Source organism: Shewanella glacialimarina, assembly GCF_020511155.1.
Taxonomy (GTDB): Bacteria; Pseudomonadota; Gammaproteobacteria; order Enterobacterales; family Shewanellaceae; genus Shewanella; species Shewanella glacialimarina.
Genome location: NZ_CP041216.1, coordinates 992,862 through 1,009,816, shown reverse-complemented (window position 1 = coordinate 1,009,816; position 16,955 = coordinate 992,862). Strand labels below are relative to the sequence as shown.

General features: G+C 41.9%; 15 protein-coding genes and 7 tRNA genes. 10 read left to right on the top strand and 12 right to left on the bottom strand.

Annotated elements, in window-relative coordinates:
* From ispE to FJ709_RS04290, 3 genes are all read left to right on the top strand, one after another.
* A complete protein-coding gene (gene ispE, locus FJ709_RS04300; protein ID WP_226413755.1) occupies window positions 1-900 on the top strand; it encodes a 4-(cytidine 5'-diphospho)-2-C-methyl-D-erythritol kinase in 900 nt (299 codons plus the stop codon).
* A gap of 47 nt (window positions 901-947) precedes the next feature.
* A complete protein-coding gene (locus FJ709_RS04295) occupies window positions 948-1,895 on the top strand; it encodes a ribose-phosphate pyrophosphokinase (protein WP_226415846.1) in 948 nt (315 codons plus the stop codon).
* A gap of 188 nt (window positions 1,896-2,083) precedes the next feature.
* Window positions 2,084-4,228: a M3 family metallopeptidase gene (locus FJ709_RS04290; protein ID WP_226413753.1), complete on the top strand. Its 2,145-nt coding sequence runs from the start codon at window positions 2,084-2,086 to the stop codon at window positions 4,226-4,228.
* A 77-nt stretch (window positions 4,229-4,305) separates the two neighbouring features.
* Here the strand turns inward: FJ709_RS04290 and FJ709_RS04285 are convergent, their stop codons facing one another.
* The 11 genes from FJ709_RS04285 to FJ709_RS04235 form a co-directional block, all read right to left on the bottom strand.
* A complete protein-coding gene (locus FJ709_RS04285) occupies window positions 4,306-4,596 on the bottom strand; it encodes a YkgJ family cysteine cluster protein (protein ID WP_226413751.1) in 291 nt (96 codons plus the stop codon).
* Between the two features lie 224 nt (window positions 4,597-4,820).
* Window positions 4,821-4,895 (bottom strand) — tRNA-Gln (locus FJ709_RS04280).
* A 38-nt stretch (window positions 4,896-4,933) separates the two neighbouring features.
* Window positions 4,934-5,018 (bottom strand) — tRNA-Leu (locus tag FJ709_RS04275).
* 91 nt (window positions 5,019-5,109) lie between these two features.
* A tRNA-Met gene (locus tag FJ709_RS04270) sits at window positions 5,110-5,186 on the bottom strand.
* 19 nt (window positions 5,187-5,205) lie between these two features.
* Window positions 5,206-5,280: transfer RNA gene (locus tag FJ709_RS04265), tRNA-Gln, on the bottom strand.
* A gap of 52 nt (window positions 5,281-5,332) precedes the next feature.
* A tRNA-Gln gene (locus FJ709_RS04260) sits at window positions 5,333-5,407 on the bottom strand.
* 47 nt (window positions 5,408-5,454) lie between these two features.
* Window positions 5,455-5,539, bottom strand: a tRNA-Leu gene (locus tag FJ709_RS04255).
* A 44-nt stretch (window positions 5,540-5,583) separates the two neighbouring features.
* Window positions 5,584-5,660 (bottom strand) — tRNA-Met (locus FJ709_RS04250).
* A gap of 328 nt (window positions 5,661-5,988) precedes the next feature.
* Window positions 5,989-7,080 carry a redox-regulated ATPase YchF gene (gene ychF / locus FJ709_RS04245; RefSeq protein ID WP_226413749.1) on the bottom strand — a complete coding sequence of 364 codons (1,092 nt, stop codon included), beginning with the start codon at window positions 7,078-7,080 and terminating at the stop codon, window positions 5,989-5,991.
* Window positions 7,081-7,142: 62 nt separating this feature from the next.
* Entirely contained in the window at window positions 7,143-7,730 is a 588-nt protein-coding gene (gene pth / locus FJ709_RS04240) for an aminoacyl-tRNA hydrolase (protein ID WP_226413747.1), read from the bottom strand.
* A 132-nt stretch (window positions 7,731-7,862) separates the two neighbouring features.
* Window positions 7,863-9,137, bottom strand: coding sequence for an FAD-dependent monooxygenase (locus FJ709_RS04235; protein WP_226413745.1), 1,275 nt, complete (start codon window positions 9,135-9,137; stop codon window positions 7,863-7,865).
* Window positions 9,138-9,539: 402 nt separating this feature from the next.
* On the opposite strand from FJ709_RS04235, the gene miaB reads away from it, so the two are divergent.
* From miaB to FJ709_RS04200, 7 genes are all read left to right on the top strand, one after another.
* Window positions 9,540-10,964, top strand: coding sequence for a tRNA (N6-isopentenyl adenosine(37)-C2)-methylthiotransferase MiaB (gene miaB / locus FJ709_RS04230; RefSeq protein ID WP_226413743.1), 1,425 nt, complete (start codon window positions 9,540-9,542; stop codon window positions 10,962-10,964).
* Window positions 10,965-11,111: 147 nt separating this feature from the next.
* Window positions 11,112-12,182, top strand: a complete 1,071-nt coding sequence (locus FJ709_RS04225; RefSeq protein WP_226413741.1) for a PhoH family protein — start codon at window positions 11,112-11,114, stop codon at window positions 12,180-12,182.
* Window positions 12,179-12,643: an rRNA maturation RNase YbeY gene (ybeY, locus tag FJ709_RS04220; protein ID WP_226413739.1), complete on the top strand. Its 465-nt coding sequence runs from the start codon at window positions 12,179-12,181 to the stop codon at window positions 12,641-12,643. The genes FJ709_RS04225 and ybeY overlap by 4 nt, the downstream gene beginning before the upstream one ends.
* Window positions 12,644-12,704: 61 nt before the next feature.
* Window positions 12,705-13,580, top strand: a complete 876-nt coding sequence (gene corC, locus FJ709_RS04215) for a CNNM family magnesium/cobalt transport protein CorC (protein ID WP_226413737.1) — start codon at window positions 12,705-12,707, stop codon at window positions 13,578-13,580.
* 201 nt (window positions 13,581-13,781) lie between these two features.
* Window positions 13,782-15,386 carry an apolipoprotein N-acyltransferase gene (gene lnt, locus FJ709_RS04210; RefSeq protein WP_226413735.1) on the top strand — a complete coding sequence of 535 codons (1,605 nt, stop codon included), beginning with the start codon at window positions 13,782-13,784 and terminating at the stop codon, window positions 15,384-15,386.
* Between the two features lie 4 nt (window positions 15,387-15,390).
* Complete coding sequence (locus tag FJ709_RS04205) at window positions 15,391-15,891, top strand: type II secretion system protein (protein ID WP_226413733.1); 501 nt, start codon at window positions 15,391-15,393, stop codon at window positions 15,889-15,891.
* A 223-nt stretch (window positions 15,892-16,114) separates the two neighbouring features.
* Window positions 16,115-16,405, top strand: a complete 291-nt coding sequence (locus FJ709_RS04200; RefSeq protein ID WP_226413731.1) for a DUF6482 family protein — start codon at window positions 16,115-16,117, stop codon at window positions 16,403-16,405.
* A 40-nt stretch (window positions 16,406-16,445) separates the two neighbouring features.
* Here FJ709_RS04200 and FJ709_RS04195 read toward each other — a convergent pair whose 3' ends face one another.
* Window positions 16,446-16,946, bottom strand: a complete 501-nt coding sequence (locus tag FJ709_RS04195) for a zinc ribbon-containing protein (RefSeq protein ID WP_226413729.1) — start codon at window positions 16,944-16,946, stop codon at window positions 16,446-16,448.
* Window positions 16,947-16,955 lie beyond the last annotated feature (9 nt).

The following is a 16,955-nucleotide window of genomic DNA, read 5'->3' as shown; positions in this document are numbered from 1 at the left end:
TTGAAGCCTAATCACTCGACCTCTAAAAGCTGGCCAGCTCCTGCCAAGTTAAATTTATTTTTACATGTTACTGGCCAACGTGAAGACGGTTACCATGAGCTGCAAACCCTATTTCAATTTATAGATCATTGCGATTACCTTGATTTTCATGTCACAGAAACGCCTGAGCTCCATCTTCATTCAAATATCTCGGATTCTGTCCCCGACAGCGATAACTTAATTCTTAAGGCAGCAAAATCTTTAAAAAAATACACTAATTATCACGGTGGCGCGCATATTTGGTTAGACAAATTACTCCCTATGGGCGGCGGTTTAGGTGGAGGTTCATCTGATGCAGCAACAACTTTGGTGGCGTTAAATGCCCTGTGGAAAACGAACCTTTCAATGAGTAAACTAGCTGAGATTGGATTAGCGCTAGGCGCCGATGTTCCGGTGTTTATTAATGGCTTAGCTGCATTTGCAGAGGGTGTAGGCGAGCAACTTCAGCCGGTATACCCTACAGAATATTGGTATCTCGTTATCACTCCTGATGTCCACGTTTGTACTCGCAGTGTATTTCAACACCCTGACTTGCTCCGAAGCACTCCCAAGCTAGAACTGGACACATTAATGTCCAACGAGTGGAGCAATGATTGTCAAAATCTAGTAATCAAACAACACCCCGAAGTTGCCAATGCCTTAAGCTGGCTGGTAGAATATGCGCCGTCGAGAATGACCGGAACAGGCGCATGTGTGTTTGGGGAATTCGAGCGTTCGCAACAAGCTCTTGATGTCTTAGCGCAACTTCCTGCTAATATGAAAGGTTTTGTTGCAAAAGGGCTTAATACTTCGCCGCTACTAGTGCGCTTAGATGAGTTCGAACAATATTCTTCTGAGTCAATTTTGAGTGCTAACACGTAAAATTGATTTAGCCACTAATTTTAATGCAAACACCTGAGGTTCATAAAGTGCCCGACATTAAGCTCTTTGCTGGTAACGCTACCCCAAATCTAGCCATCAAGATTGCAGACCGTTTATTTTGTAAACTTGGCGACGCAGTTGTAGGCCGTTTCAGCGACGGTGAAATCAGTGTTCAAATTAACGAAAACGTACGTGGTGCGGATGTGTTTATCATCCAATCTACCTGTGCGCCAACCAACGATAACCTGATGGAATTAATCGTGATGGTTGATGCACTACGTCGTGCTTCTGCAGGCCGTATTACCGCTGTAATTCCTTACTTTGGTTATGCGCGTCAAGACCGTCGTGTTCGCAGTGCTCGTGTCCCTATTACCGCTAAGGTAGTTGCAGACTTTTTATCAAGTGTTGGTGTAGACCGCGTATTAACCTGCGACTTACACGCTGAACAAATACAAGGTTTCTTCGACGTGCCTGTAGATAACGTCTTCGGTAGCCCTGTGTTACTTGAAGATATGTTAGCGAAAAAATTAGATAATCCAGTAGTTGTTTCTCCTGATATCGGTGGTGTAGTTCGCGCCCGTGCAGTTGCTAAATTACTGGATGATTCAGATTTAGCCATTATTGATAAACGCCGCCCACAAGCCAACGTTGCACAAGTTATGCATATTATTGGTGATGTTCAAGGCCGTGATTGTATTATCGTTGATGACATGATTGACACTGGTGGCACCCTATGTAAAGCAGCTGAAGCATTAAAAGAGCACGGCGCTAATCGCGTGTTTGCTTATGCAACTCACCCTGTCTTCTCTGGTAATGCTGCAGAAAACATTGCGAACTCAGTGATTGATGAAGTAATTGTAACTGACACCGTACCTTTAAGTGCTGAAATGCTTAAGGTTGCTAAAGTCACTCAGTTAACAATGTCAGCAGTACTCGCTGAAGCAATTCGTCGTGTAAGCAACGAAGAGTCTATCTCAGCAATGTTCCGTCACTAAGCACGACATTCAGTAAACATTTACTGATACCGTATTATTAATGCCGTTTGTATTATTACAGACGGCATTTTTTTATGCGGTAAAAATGCAATTATAGCTAATCCCGTCAGATTAAGATGCTTTTAAGATAGGCTTGTTACCTTGTCAGCACAAAAATAATAGGTATCATTTATTGAAGGTTTACTTATATGCGCAAGGCATTACTGGCAGTATCAATAGCAGCATCTTTAATGGCAACAGCTTGTTCAATCACTCATGATTCATCAACAACTCAAGTATCTACCGCTAAAAATGTACAAATACAAAACCCCTTGTTAAGCCCAAGTGCTTTACAATATCAAGCACCTGACTTTAGTATTATCAAAGATGCCCATTTCCAGCCTGCTTTAGAGCAAGGCATTAAAGAGCATTATCAGCAGGTTATTAATATTGCCAACAATAGTGAAGCACCAAGCTTTAGCAATACTATTGTCGCATTAGAAACCAGTGGCGAATTACTGACTCGTACTTCGCAAATTTTCTACAATTTAACCGGCTCCAATACCAATCCAACCTTACTTAAAATTAAAGGCGAAATGGCGCCTGTTATGGCTGCACACTCAGATAACATTCATCTGAATAGTGCTCTTTTTTCACGTATTGACAGCCTTTACCAGCAACGTGATGCACTCAACTTAACCGCCGAAGAGGTGCGCTTAATTGAGGTGTATCATCAGCGTTTTGTGCTTGCTGGTGCCAAGTTAACCGACCAACAAAAAGCAAAAATCCGTTTATTAAACGAAGAGCAATCAAACTTAACGAATGAGTTTAGCCAACGGTTACTGACACTAACAAAACAAAGTGCGGTAGTGGTTGATTCTGTTGATGAGTTAGCTGGGTTATCGGACAGCAGTATTCGAGCAGCACAAATGGACGCAGAGGCTCAAGGTCATGCGGGCAAATACTTAGTCAACATCACTAACACTACACGCCAACCTGTTCTAGCCAAACTTGAAAACCGTGAACTACGTCAGCGTATCTGGTTGGCATCAGCTAATCGTGGGCTAAGTGGAGAAAATGAAACCGCATCGTTAGTTTCACGTTTAGCACAGCTGCGTGCCGAGCGAGCTGCGTTATTAGGTTTTAAAAGTTGGGCAGATTATCAATTATCGTCGCAAATGGCAGAAACACCTGAAGCGGTATACAGCATGTTTGGCTCTATGGTACCTGCCGTTATCGCTAATACTGAAAAAGAAGCTGCCGATATTCAAGCTATGATCAACAAAACCGGTGGTGACTTTATCCTAGCACCCTGGGACTGGGAGTTTTACGCAGAAAAGGTTCGCCAGGAGAAATTTGATTTAGATTCAGCAGCTATTAAACCGTATTTCGAATTTGAACGCGTGTTACAAGATGGGGTGTTTTTCACCCTTGAAAAACTTTATGGTGTGACCTTAAAGCCACGTCCAGATTTACCTGTATATCATGAAGATGTCAAAGCCTATGAAATGTTTGATGCCGATGGTAGTTCAATCGCTATCTTTTATGCAGACTATTTTACCCGTGAAGGCAAAAGTGGTGGAGCATGGATGAGCTCATTCGTCGGCCAATCAACTTTACTTGAGACCAAGCCTGTGGTCGTTAATGTGATGAACATTAGAAAAGCACCAGACGGTGAGCCAACGTTTGTTAGCTACGATGAAGTAACGACTATGTTCCATGAAATGGGCCATGGCACCCATGGCATGTTCTCAAAGGTGAAATACCCGAGCTTAGCAGGCACCTCAGTATCACGAGATTTTGTTGAGTTTCCATCAACATTTGAAGAAGACTGGGCTGCACATCCTGAAGTGTTAGCCAATTATGCTAAACATTACCAAACCGGCGAAGTGATCCCAGAAGCCCTACTGCAAAAGTTACTTAACGCACGTAGCTTTAACCAGGGATTCGACACATTGGAATACATGGCCGCAGCACTAGTGGATTTAGAATGGCATTCACTACCTGCTGATGCGCCACTGCAAGATGTCGCCACCTTTGAAGCCGCCGCACTCAAAAAGCATGGTGTTGATATTGCTGCGGTCCCACCACGTTATAAATCAAGCTTCTTTGCACATTCATTCCCTGGTGGCTATTCTGCCAGTTACTATGCTTATATGTGGAGTGAAATCTTAGCCGCTGATGCCTTTGCTTATGTACAAACTCAAGGCGGCCTTAACCGTGAAATAGGCATGAAGTATCGTAAGGCTATTATCGAGGTAGGTAATAGCGTCCCGCCAATGGATGCATACCAATCCTTCAGAGGACAAGCTCCTACTACTGATGGGTTACTTAAGCGCCGTGGTTTAAACTAAACCCCATTAGAAACGACAATGCCGCTAACATTTATTAGCGGCATTTTTTTATCTCGATACTGGCAGATAAGTGAAGATTAACTTACCTCGGCCCTTTGAGTGACACACTCATATGAACCCATCTCAAATTCACGGCAAATCCAGGGACGATTTTCATAAATCGTGCACATCATGGTTTCTCTATCTAATGCTGAGCACCAGCCATCATTTAAGCGCAACATGGTTTCGCCACCCCACTTATCGAAAGCGATATGTTTTTTTGGCACTCCAGTGTCTGAAATGATCATCACTTCTAATCGGCAACAACAAGCTTGGCAGTTTGAGCAACTGACCTCTTGAATGGTGATATCTTTTATTTCAATATTCATCAATATCCTGAATGTCCCGAAAAGTAATAGTGCATGATAGCAATAACAATTTAGCTTATCTAGACAGTGTTATATTAATGCTATTTGAATTGCTAGGAAGGTAATGAACACTAATGTAAGGGGTCTCATATCAATGTCAGTTTAGCTGATATGCACTTCAAACATGGTCTATTATTATAATGATGCAAAAACGCAAAAACCTGTCATAAAGACAGGTTTTTATATGGCTGGGGTACCAGGATTCGAACCTGGGGATGCCGAGATCAAAACCCGGTGCCTTACCACTTGGCGATACCCCAATATTTTTATAACGAATGAATTACTTTAGACAATTTGATGGTACGGGAAGAGAGACTTGAACTCTCACACCTTGCGGCACCAGAACCTAAATCTGGCGTGTCTACCAATTTCACCATTCCCGCATCAAACTTTTTACGAGTATACCCTAATTCATATTAGAGTATACTTTTGAAATTAACTTACTGCTCTAGCTAACCATTCCATATAAAAATATGGTAGCAATGGCGGGACTTGAACCTGCGACCCCAGCATTATGAATGCTGTGCTCTAACCAGCTGAGCTACATTGCCACATTTTTATTACTAAAAATGGCTGGGGTACCAGGATTCGAACCTGGGGATGCCGAGATCAAAACCCGGTGCCTTACCACTTGGCGATACCCCAATAATCTGTTTAAGACTATGGTCAAACTAAAAACATTACACTTACAATAAAATGGCTGGGGTACCAGGATTCGAACCTGGGGATGCCGAGATCAAAACCCGGTGCCTTACCACTTGGCGATACCCCAACTGAAACGCTTTTGAAAAACCCGCACAAGCCAGCTTCTCTAATAAATGGTACGGGAAGAGAGACTTGAACTCTCACACCTTGCGGCACCAGAACCTAAATCTGGCGTGTCTACCAATTTCACCATTCCCGCACAACTGTTCTTGTTTTACATCTTGAACTCACATTAAGTGAAGATGGTAGCAATAGCGGGACTTGAACCTGCGACCCCAGCATTATGAATGCTGTGCTCTAACCAGCTGAGCTATATTGCCACTACATTTTTCATCGCCCTCTTACTGAGGAACGGGGCGTATTATGCTTATTCAAGGTATCGAGGTCAACTGCTTTTTTTCGCTTATTTCATCATTCTTGTTTATTCGGCTATTACTTCACCAAACTGAATGATCTTCCAACGAATTAGCGACCTAAAATGCTGTCATTTACATCACACGCCCAGATTTCAACCTAAACTAATACAGGCTTACTATTTTAGGTAAACGGATATTTTTACCTAGATTGATAATAATTATCCTTTTATGACAATTAATCCTACCAACTCCATGTTAAAAAATGCAACCGTTAACCCTAAAACAGTCAATATTACACGTTAAATAAGAAATGCATTACATCGCCGTCTTTAACCACGTATGTTTTACCTTCTACGCGTAATTTACCCGCATCTTTAGCGCCCGCTTCACCTTTGTAAGTGATAAAGTCATCATATGCCATAACTTGCGCGCGAATAAAGCCACGTTCAAAATCGGTGTGAATGACACCAGCAGCTTGTGGTGCAGTAGCCCCAACAGGCACTGTCCAGGCACGAACTTCTTTTACACCCGCAGTAAAGTAGGTTTGTAGATTCAATAATTCGTAACCAGCACGAATTACGCGATCCAAACCTGACTCTTCTAAACCAAGGTCAGCCATAAACTCTGCGCGGTCATCAGCTTCCATTTCGGCTAATTCAGATTCAATAGCGGCACATACTGGTACAACAATAGCATTCTCTGTTGCTGCAATAGCACGGACGACATCTAAATGCGGGTTATTTTCAAAACCATCGTCAGCAACGTTAGCGATATACATTGTTGGTTTAATGGTTAAGAAGTTAAGGTAAGCAACGGCTGCTAACTCTTCTTTAGTTAATGCCAACGAACGCAACATTTGGCCTTCGTTTAACACTGGACGCATTTTTTCAAGCACTGCTACTTCAAATTTTGCATCACCGTCGCCGCCTTTAGCACGTTTGGCTTGACGAAAAATAGCACGTTCACATGCGTCTAAGTCTGCTAAAGCTAACTCAGTATTAATCACTTCAATATCGCCAGCTGGGTCAATTTTGTTCGCTACGTGGACAATGTTCGGATCTTCAAAACAACGAACTACGTGACCAATTGCATCAGTTTCACGAATGTTAGCTAAAAACTTGTTACCTAAACCTTCACCTTTGGATGCACCAGCAACTAGGCCAGCGATATCGACGAACTCCATAGAAGTAGGCAAAATACGTTGAGGTTTAACAATAGCAGCTAACGCGTCAAGACGTTCGTCTGGTACCGGTACCACGCCCGTGTTTGGCTCAATAGTACAAAACGGAAAATTTGCCGCTTCAATACCCGCTTGTGTTAGTGCATTAAACAGCGTTGACTTACCGACGTTTGGCAAACCCACTATGCCGCATTTAAAACCCATATTCATACCTTTATATGTAGAATTATCTTAATGATAATGACGTTCGAAATAGTATCGCCAAGCTATTCAGCTTTAAACGAATGTAGTCTGTTCATGGCTTTCACCATATCTTCTTTGTATAAAATATCTGTCGCGCGTACGGCTTCATCAATAGCCGCAACAATCAATTCTTGTTCGGTTGCAGGGGCTTTGCCTAATACATAACCGCTGACTTTATTTTTATCACCAGGATGGCCGATACCAATCCGTAAACGATAAAAACCCTTATCGTTAGCCAGACTTGAAATAATGTCCTTTAAACCATTATGACCACCGTGTCCGCCGCCTAATTTAAATTTAGCAACACCGGGTGGCATGTCTAGCTCATCGTGGGCAACTAAAATCTCTTCAGGCAAAATACGAAAAAAATTCGCTAAAGCAGCAACAGATTTACCACTTAGATTCATAAAAGTCGTTGGAATTAATAAACGCACATCACGGTGATTGATAGTCACTCTAGCTGAGAATCCAAAATATTTACTCTCTGGTACCAGTGGCACATTAAAAATGCGTGCAAGCTCTTCGACATACCAGGCACCAGCGTTGTGGCGAGTTTGCGCATACTCAGCACCAGGGTTAGCTAACCCTACTATCAGTTTAATGTGGCTCATGACAACCTAAATATTGTTTGAATTACCCACAGCACATAGTGCACTGCAGCTTTAAAACGCGGCATTTTAACACTCAATTTGGCTACCAACAAACACCGATTAACGAAAGCCATTTTAGCTTAAGATTTTCAACTATAAGCCAAGTGCATATTTGAGCACCTTTTGTTTAATAGGCCCGTCGATATTAGCCAGTTTCAACATGCCATTTCGCAGGATTTTCAGGGGTAAAATATCATTACTAAATCCTGCATAAAAGGCATCCATTGCGGTCATCATCAACTGGTTATCGACATATCGGGCTTGTTGATAACGTTTTAACACGCAGTCATGCCACCACACGTCACCATTACCAATCGCACTGGCTACCTGTGTGATTAATATGTCGACGTCTTTAAATCCGATATTGACACCCTGCCCCGCTAAGGGATTAATGGTATGAGCAGCATCGCCCAGTATCACTAAGTTAGACTCAAAATACCGTTGTGCATGACGACGTGTTAACGGAAAACTACCTTTAGCTTTTACAGTAAAGTGAGGGTCTAGACGCGACGGAAAATTTTCTCTGATCTGCTCAGCTAGCTGGGCGTCATTAAGCTGCATTAATTGTTTTATGCGTGCTGGCGAGTCATACCAGACTAATGACGCATTATTGCCCGGTAAAGGCAATAAACTTCGTGGACCTTGGGGCGTAAACTGTTGCCATGTCACAAACTGCTGCGGGGTTTGAGTTTCAATATTGATTAGCATAGCCGATTGCGAGTAATCCCAACCGGTAAGGCCTATACCGGCCCATTGCCTTACTTGCGAGTTAGCCCCATCAGCACCGACTAAAAGATGAGTCGACAATATGCTGCCATTATCAAGTTCTATCGTTATCGCATCTTGGGCAACATCTAACGACTCCCCCTTACCCAACGGCTTTATGCGTTCAAATTTATCCACTTTAGCGGGGCAAAAAAGCTCAACATTGGTTAAAGTTTCAATCTGTTGCCACAAACCCAGTTGAATTAATCGATTTTCAAAGAAGTAACCTAACAATGGCTCAGCCACTTGCTCAGCGCTAAACTGGGTGATACAGCCTTCCATTTCCCATGTTTCAAGCCCAGTATAAGGTACATGGCGTAAAGTCAGTAAATTCTCCATAACCCCTAGGCGCGACAGCAACTGCGCTGATGCAACACTTATAGCCGATACGCGAACATCTAAAGGCTGGCTAACATCAAAGGCTTGTGGAGCCCGAGCTTCAATCACAGCAACCGATAATCCAAGCTGCCCAAGCCCAACAGCAACCGCAGCTCCCACCATGCCGCCGCCATTAATAACAACATCAAAATGGCGAGTGTGTGACTGATTGTCAGAATGCTCAGCTGCACTAATAGGCTCTGATGTGGATTGATTCTGCGACATGCGACTTCCTTGGGTAAATAGACATCATGCAGTAGGTGTAAACAGCCTACACACTCTTAATGATTAACAGATATTAGGCTAGGTTATCAAAATCGGTTCAATTATGCCTTAGATCAATAAACCACGGAAACCCTCGTCAGTCCAAATCATAACCTTGAACACAGAAACGGTGTCTAAAACTCTACATATGACTGTAATAAATAGTAACTAACGTCAAGGAGTATCCAGCTCAATTACTAGCAAATTATACTCAAGGTCAGTAGACATTTAATCCATTAACTTTTTCAGGGGTATTGCCTTAGCCAGAGTTATATTAGTGAAACTTGCACAAAGGCTAGCCACAAGGCCCGACAACAGGTAAAATATCGCGCTATTTTTACTATAGGTTACCGGCGAGCAGTGATGAGTAAAAAACTTCATATTAAAACCTGGGGCTGTCAAATGAATGAGTATGACTCATCTAAGATGGCCGATTTATTAGACGAATATCAAGGCTATACCTTGACCGAAGATCCAAGTGAAGCAGATATATTACTGCTTAATACTTGTTCTATTCGCGAAAAAGCGCAGGAGAAGGTTTTCCATCAATTAGGCAGATGGAAAACCTTGAAAGATAAAAACCCGAATTTAATTATCGGCGTGGGCGGCTGCGTAGCTTCCCAAGAAGGTAAAGCCATTAAAGATCGCGCTCAATGCGTGGATATTATTTTTGGCCCACAAACCTTACATCGCCTTCCAGACATGATTGATCAAATTCAACGTGGCGAGAAAGCGGTTATCGACATCAGTTTTCCTGAAATTGAAAAATTTGACCGTTTACCCGAGCCTCGCGCTGATGGTCCAACGGCTTTCGTGTCAATTATGGAAGGATGTAGCAAGTATTGTTCATTCTGCGTGGTGCCATACACCCGTGGCGAAGAAGTCAGTCGTCCTGTCGATGATGTCATTCTAGAAATTGCACAATTAGCCGAACAAGGCGTACGTGAAGTTAACCTTTTAGGCCAAAACGTTAACGCGTTTCGTGGTGCAACCCATGACGACCAGATTTGTACTTTTGCTGAGTTACTGCGCTTAGTCGCCAGTATTGATGGTATTGACCGTGTCCGCTTTACCACCAGCCATCCTATTGAGTTCACCCAAGATATTATTGATGTTTATCAAGATACGCCTGAATTAGTTAGCTTTCTTCATTTACCGGTGCAATCAGGATCTGATCGCATCTTAACTCAAATGAAGCGCGGTCACATGGCAATCGAATATAAGTCTATTATTCGTCGCTTACGTAAAGCCCGCCCTGATATTCATATCAGCTCAGACTTTATTATTGGCTTCCCAGGTGAGACAGAACAAGACTTTGAAGACACGATGAAGTTAATTGAAGATGTGAGTTTCGATCACAGCTTCAGTTTTATTTACAGTGCTCGTCCAGGTACACCTGCAGCAGATTTGCCAGATAACGTATCAGATGAAGAGAAAAAACAGCGCCTAGCTATTTTACAAGACCGTATTACCCAGCAAGCCATGCGCTATAGCCGTCAAATGTTAGGCACAGTGCAACGGGTATTAGTCGAAGGCCCGTCGGTTAAAAATCCAATGGAATTACGTGGTCGTACTGAAAACAATCGCGTGGTTAACTTTGAAGCGCCACATTCAAGCATTGGTGGTTTTGTCGATGTCGAGATTGTTGATGTTTACACTAACTCTTTACGCGGTAAATTTGTTCGCGGTGAAGCTGAAATGGACTTACGCAGAAACCTACGCCCAGCTGAAATTTTAGCTAAGCATAAGCTAGATGACGAAATAGGTGTGACCCAATTTAAACCTTAAGTTAGGTTTAAGCGTATAAAGATAAAATAAAAGGTGGCTGGTCCACCTTTTATTTTTTGTTTCTATTTATGCAGGACGCTAGAATTAATTCCAGTACCTACGTACACTGTTTTTAAATGATCAGCACAGCAATTAACGGAGCCTTATTTGTCGACTAAAGTGACTACCATGAACTTGTATCTGGAACCCTCAGATACACGCCGTTTAACTTCATTATGCGGCCCATTTGACGATAATATTAAACAGTTAGAACGCCGTTTAGGTGTTGAGATTATTCATAAAAATAATCACTTTACTATTGTAGGCCTACCGCGCAATGCCTTTAACGCTAATAATATTCTCAAGCAACTTTATATTGAAACTCAAACCGTAAAAGGTAGTACCCCTGACTTAGAGCCTGACAGAGTGCATTTGGCTATCCAAGAAGCGGTCGCACTAGAGGCCGATGATGGCCTGAATGATTCTGGTATTAGTATCAAAACTAAACGCGGTGTCATCAAGCCTCGTACCCCAAATCAAAGCGTATATATGCATAACATTACTCGCCATGATATTAGCTTTGGGGTTGGACCAGCCGGTACAGGTAAAACATATTTAGCAGTAGCCGCCGCTGTTGATGCCTATGAGCGTCAAGAAGTACGCCGTATTTTACTCACCCGCCCCGCGGTTGAAGCGGGCGAGAAACTGGGTTTTTTACCCGGTGACTTAAGTCAAAAAGTCGACCCTTATCTGCGCCCTCTTTACGATGCATTATTTGAAATGATGGGCTTTGAGAAAGTAGAAAAACTAATTGAGCGTAGCGTAATTGAAGTTGCACCTCTAGCCTACATGCGTGGTCGCACATTAAATGATGCCTTTATTATTTTGGATGAAAGCCAAAATACTACGGTAGAGCAAATGAAAATGTTCTTAACCCGTATTGGTTTTAATTCTCGTGCGGTGATCACTGGCGATATCACTCAATCAGATTTACCCCGAGGTCAAAAGTCTGGCCTACGTCATGCTATAGAAGTATTAAGTGAAGTGCCTGAAATCAGCTTTAACTTTTTTATGGCTCAAGATGTTGTTCGTCATCCGATTGTTGCCAGCATAGTTGAAGCCTATGAAGCATTCGAGCAAAAAGAGCAGCTTGAGAAAGCGGCTAAAGAAAAAGCTTATCAAGAGCGGGAACAAAAACGACAACTTGCAGCCCAAGAAAGTGCGAGCGAACCCAAATGAGTAAGATCAATTTAGACTTAGATCTGCAAATTGCGGTTGAAGCAGACAATTTGCCTACTCAAGCGCAGTTTGAATCATGGGTGCGCATCGCTGTGGGTCAAACAATGCCCGTAGTGGAACTGACTATTCGCCTTGTGGAAGTGAGTGAAAGTCAGTATTTAAATCATACTTACCGTGGCAAAGACAAACCAACTAACGTATTGTCTTTTCCATTTGAAGCACCTGCTGAAATTGATCTGCCACTATTGGGTGATTTAATCATCTGTGTTGATGTGGTACAAAAAGAAGCACAGGAGCAAGATAAATCCCTAGAAGCCCACTGGGCTCATATGGTGATACATGGCTGCTTGCATTTACTAGGTTATGACCATATTATCGATGAAGAAGCTGAGGAAATGGAATCTTTAGAGACCCAACTCCTTGAACATTTAGGTTTTACAGACCCCTATAAGGAAGCATAAATAAATAGATTTTCAGGCACAAGATAACATCGATGCCCAATGGTCTATTTAGTTAAATATTATGAGTGACGATATCCCCCCGAGTACAAACGCCTATAAGAAAAGTTGGTTCGATAAATTTAACCAATTATTCCAGGGCGAGCCTCAAAATCGCGAAGACTTAGTAGACGTGATAGATGGCGCAGAGCTGCGCGACTTGATCACTGAAGACACCCGCGAAATGATTAAAGGTGTGTTAGAGGTCTCTGACCTACGCGTGCGAGACATTATGATCCCACGCTCACAAATTGTTACTCTGCAAATTGATTCTACGGTAGATGAGCTTCTTGAAACCGTTATTGCATCTGCTCACTCTCGTTTCCCTGTTGTAAATGAAGATAAAGACCATATTGAAGGTATCTTGTTAGCCAAAGATTTGCTTAAGTATGGTTTCAAAAATTCAGATGTGCCTTTCACATTGTCTCAAGTTATCCGCCCTGCCGTAGTGGTACCTGAAAGTAAGCGGGTAGATGTGTTACTTAAAGAGTTCCGCTCACAGCGCTACCATATGGCAATCGTTGTCGATGAATATGGCGGCGTATCAGGCCTTGTGACCATTGAAGATATTCTTGAAGAAATTGTTGGCGAAATTGAAGATGAATTCGATCACAGTTCAGTGGAAGACACTGAGGTGAAAAAAATCAGTAATACGGTATTCATTGTTAAAGCATTAACTGAAATTGATGACTTTAACGAAGCCTGTGGTACCCACTTCAGCGATGAAGAGTTTGACACCGTTGGCGGATTAGTTTCGCACGCTTTTGGTCACTTACCAGAGCGAAACGAAACCATTATGATTGATAATATTGAATTTAAAGTGACTAATGCTGACACACGTCGTTTGATCCAATTAAGGGTAAAACTGCCTGACTCTGACAGAGTTAACGACGATAACTAATTTTATTAATTAAAAATCTAACATCAATAAAGCAGCTTTAATGTTAATTAAGCTGCTTTTTTATTTTATCCATTTTAAAATCCGCTGTCGTAGCAAGTTAATGGCTTTATAGCCTAATGGCTCATGGCATAATATGCATCTACATGATGCCGCTTAACCCCAAACTGCATTGTTAAAATAAAGCGATCAATAAGGCGAGTTGTGTTTAAAAAATTATTACCTCAAAGCCAATTAAGTTTAATCTCCTTAATCAGTGCGTTTGCTGCTGGTGCAAGTACCTCTTTATCTTTTGCACCCTATAATGTTTGGCCACTTATGCCGTTGGCACTGGCTTTTGCATTATGGCAAAGTCAGCAGTTAATCGGCAAACATGCCTTTCGCTATTGGCTTAGCTTCGGTTTTGGTACCTTTGCCGTCGGGATCAGTTGGGTGCACGTCAGCATGGCCACGTTTGGTGGGCTGCCCTTAATAGTTTCATTAGCATTAATGGCTATTTTGTCGCTCTATCTTGGGCTTTATCCAGCATTAGCGGGTTACTTACTCAATAAAATTATTCGCCCACAGTCGGCATCTAGCCATTATGGTGTGCTGGCATTTAAATATTTAGGCTTGTTTCCAGCGTTATGGGTACTCACAGAGTGGCTTCGCGGCTGGGTATTAACCGGTTTTCCATGGCTATGGATTGGCTATAGTCAAACCAATGGGCCATTAAGTGAATTAGCCAGTATTATTGGGGCGCTTGGACTCAGTTTTGTGCTGGCGATAATCGCTGGCGCTGTCATGCTAGCAACACAAAAACGTGTATTACCTGTTCTAACAGTCTTATCTGTTGTGATTATTGCCGCAATCATCACGCCACATATTAACCCAATTACCCCAAGTGGAAAATCAGTCAAGGTAGCATTAGTACAGGGTAATATCGCCCAAAGCATGAAGTGGGAGCCGGATGCATTATGGCCAACCATGCTCAAATTTATGGATTTAACTCGCAATCATTTTGACGAAAAATCGAGTGTTGATATTGTGATTTGGCCTGAAGCCGCAATCCCCGCACCAGAAGCCATGGTTGAAGACTTCTTAGTTAATGCTAACCAAGTAGCTAACTTAAACAACACAGCCATTATTACCGGCATTATTAGTCGAGAAGAGCACGATTTTTATAACTCTTTAATCGTCTTAGGCAATCATCACAGCAAGCAACAACCTAGTGCTGACTATCAAATTAACGGTGATAATGAATTCAGAAAACATCATTTATTGCCTATAGGGGAGTTTGTCCCTTTGGCAGAATTATTAAGACCATTAGCCCCTTTTTTCAATCTGCCAATGAGCTCTTTTCAACGGGGTGATTTTATTCAACCAAACTTATCTGCGGCAGGATATAAAGTGGCTCCGGCAATTTGTTATGAAATTGTTTTTCCAGAACAGGTCAGAGCCAATACTCAAACCGATACTGACTTTATACTTACTGTGTCAAATGATGCTTGGTTTGGTACCTCAAATGGTCCATTGCAGCATATGGAAATTGCGCAAATGCGTGCAATTGAAATGGGTAAACCTTTACTCAGGGCAACCAATAATGGCGTCACTGCTGTGGTTGACCCTTATGGTAAAATAGTCGACATCCTGCCTCAATTTGAAACAGCTGTATTGATTAATGACGTTGCGCTTTATCAAGGTGAAACTTGGTTCAAACGTATTGGACAAACACCATTACTGACTCTTTGCTGCTTATTTTTATTATTCGCACTGGGGTTAAGATATCGAGGATTAACACATCAAGACAGCAATGATGTCACTGAATAGAATCGTGACAGGAGCGCCCCCATCACTTAAACAGGGCTTTACTTTAATTGAGTTGGTAGTGGTGATTTTAATTTTAGCTATTTTAGCCGTTGTCGCATTACCAAAATTTATTAATTTAGGATCAGATGCCCGAGCCAGTACCTTATCGGGCTTATCCTCAGCGGTGAAAACCGCCAACACTCTTGTGTATGCTAAATCGAAACTTCCTAGCCTACAAGTGCAGCCTGTCAGCGGTCGAGCTGATTTAATCGATATAGATTTAGAGGGTGACGGTATTTTTGAAACCCGCTTAAAATGGGGCTATTTGGATAATACTGACATTGAGAAATGGATCAGCCTTGATAGTCACTTTAGCATTCAATACCAGGGCATAGCCAACACCTATATAGGTTATGACATAGATAAAAATGGTCAAGTCATTAATGATAACTGTTACTTCCGCTATACTCAGGCCGCCAATGCTGATACTCCCCCTTTATATTCTGTACAATTAAGCGGCTGCTAAAAAGCTATAACGTTACACAATATGACTATTGAATATTCCTGTTGAAGATTGCTGTTAGACATTGCTATTAAAAATTTAAGAAAATATTGCAGGTTAACATTACAAAAACTCACTCTATAGATTTCCCCATCCATATAGTGGTGTTTTTTTATTCACAATAATGAACCTAAAAACTCGCCCCTGCGTATAATTAACAATTATGAAACATTATGGGGTATAAAAAATGCAACTTTCAGAAATAAAAAATGCTATCAAACTACAACCATTACAACCAACCATCATCAGCTATGCTGACTCTAACCATTATCTGTTAGGTGTTAAAGATAGCAGTGGCAACTTTCGCAGTGCACGCAGTAAAGATGGAAAATGGCTAAGCCTTAATTCAATTAAAGAAGCAGAAGAACTGCTGAAACTGCAAGGGATCCGTTACGCCATCATAGAAATCCAAACCGCATATGATGAAATGATCGGCAATAGTAGCTCCAGTAACTGTCAATATAGGGTTGATTTTTAAAACGACAGTCGATAATCGACTGTCATTAAACAATCAACGCTTAAGGCGACAAGGGTTCTCGAGAGAACGTATCGTGGTCACAGTTAGGGCAATCTGGTATCACGCCAGGAAAGTCGATTGTCATTTGATGGTTGCAGTTGTCACAGGTCAATACGCCTTGATTAATAATTTCTCCAGATTTATAGCAACCATGGTGCTTAAAATCTTGCTGTAATTCGTGCCATTGCACCTGGCTTCTGTCAGTTATGCTACTTAACCATTGCCATAAAGTATTTTCAAATGCAATTGCTGTTGGGCTATAACTAATATCGTCGGCATTTTCCCCTTTTAAAAAGCTGGCAATATCACGCTTTAAAAATTCTTCTACTAAAGCCAGCTCTTGTTCATCGGCTGTAGATTTGAGCTGTAAATAGTTTTTCCCTTTAGTAATAGATGTAAACAAACTTTTAGCAGTCAATGAGTTATCTTGCTCAAACTGCTGTTTCACTTGGTCAATTAATGCCTGATATAAGGCCAATAATGCTGTACTTCTTCCACTCATATTAAATAC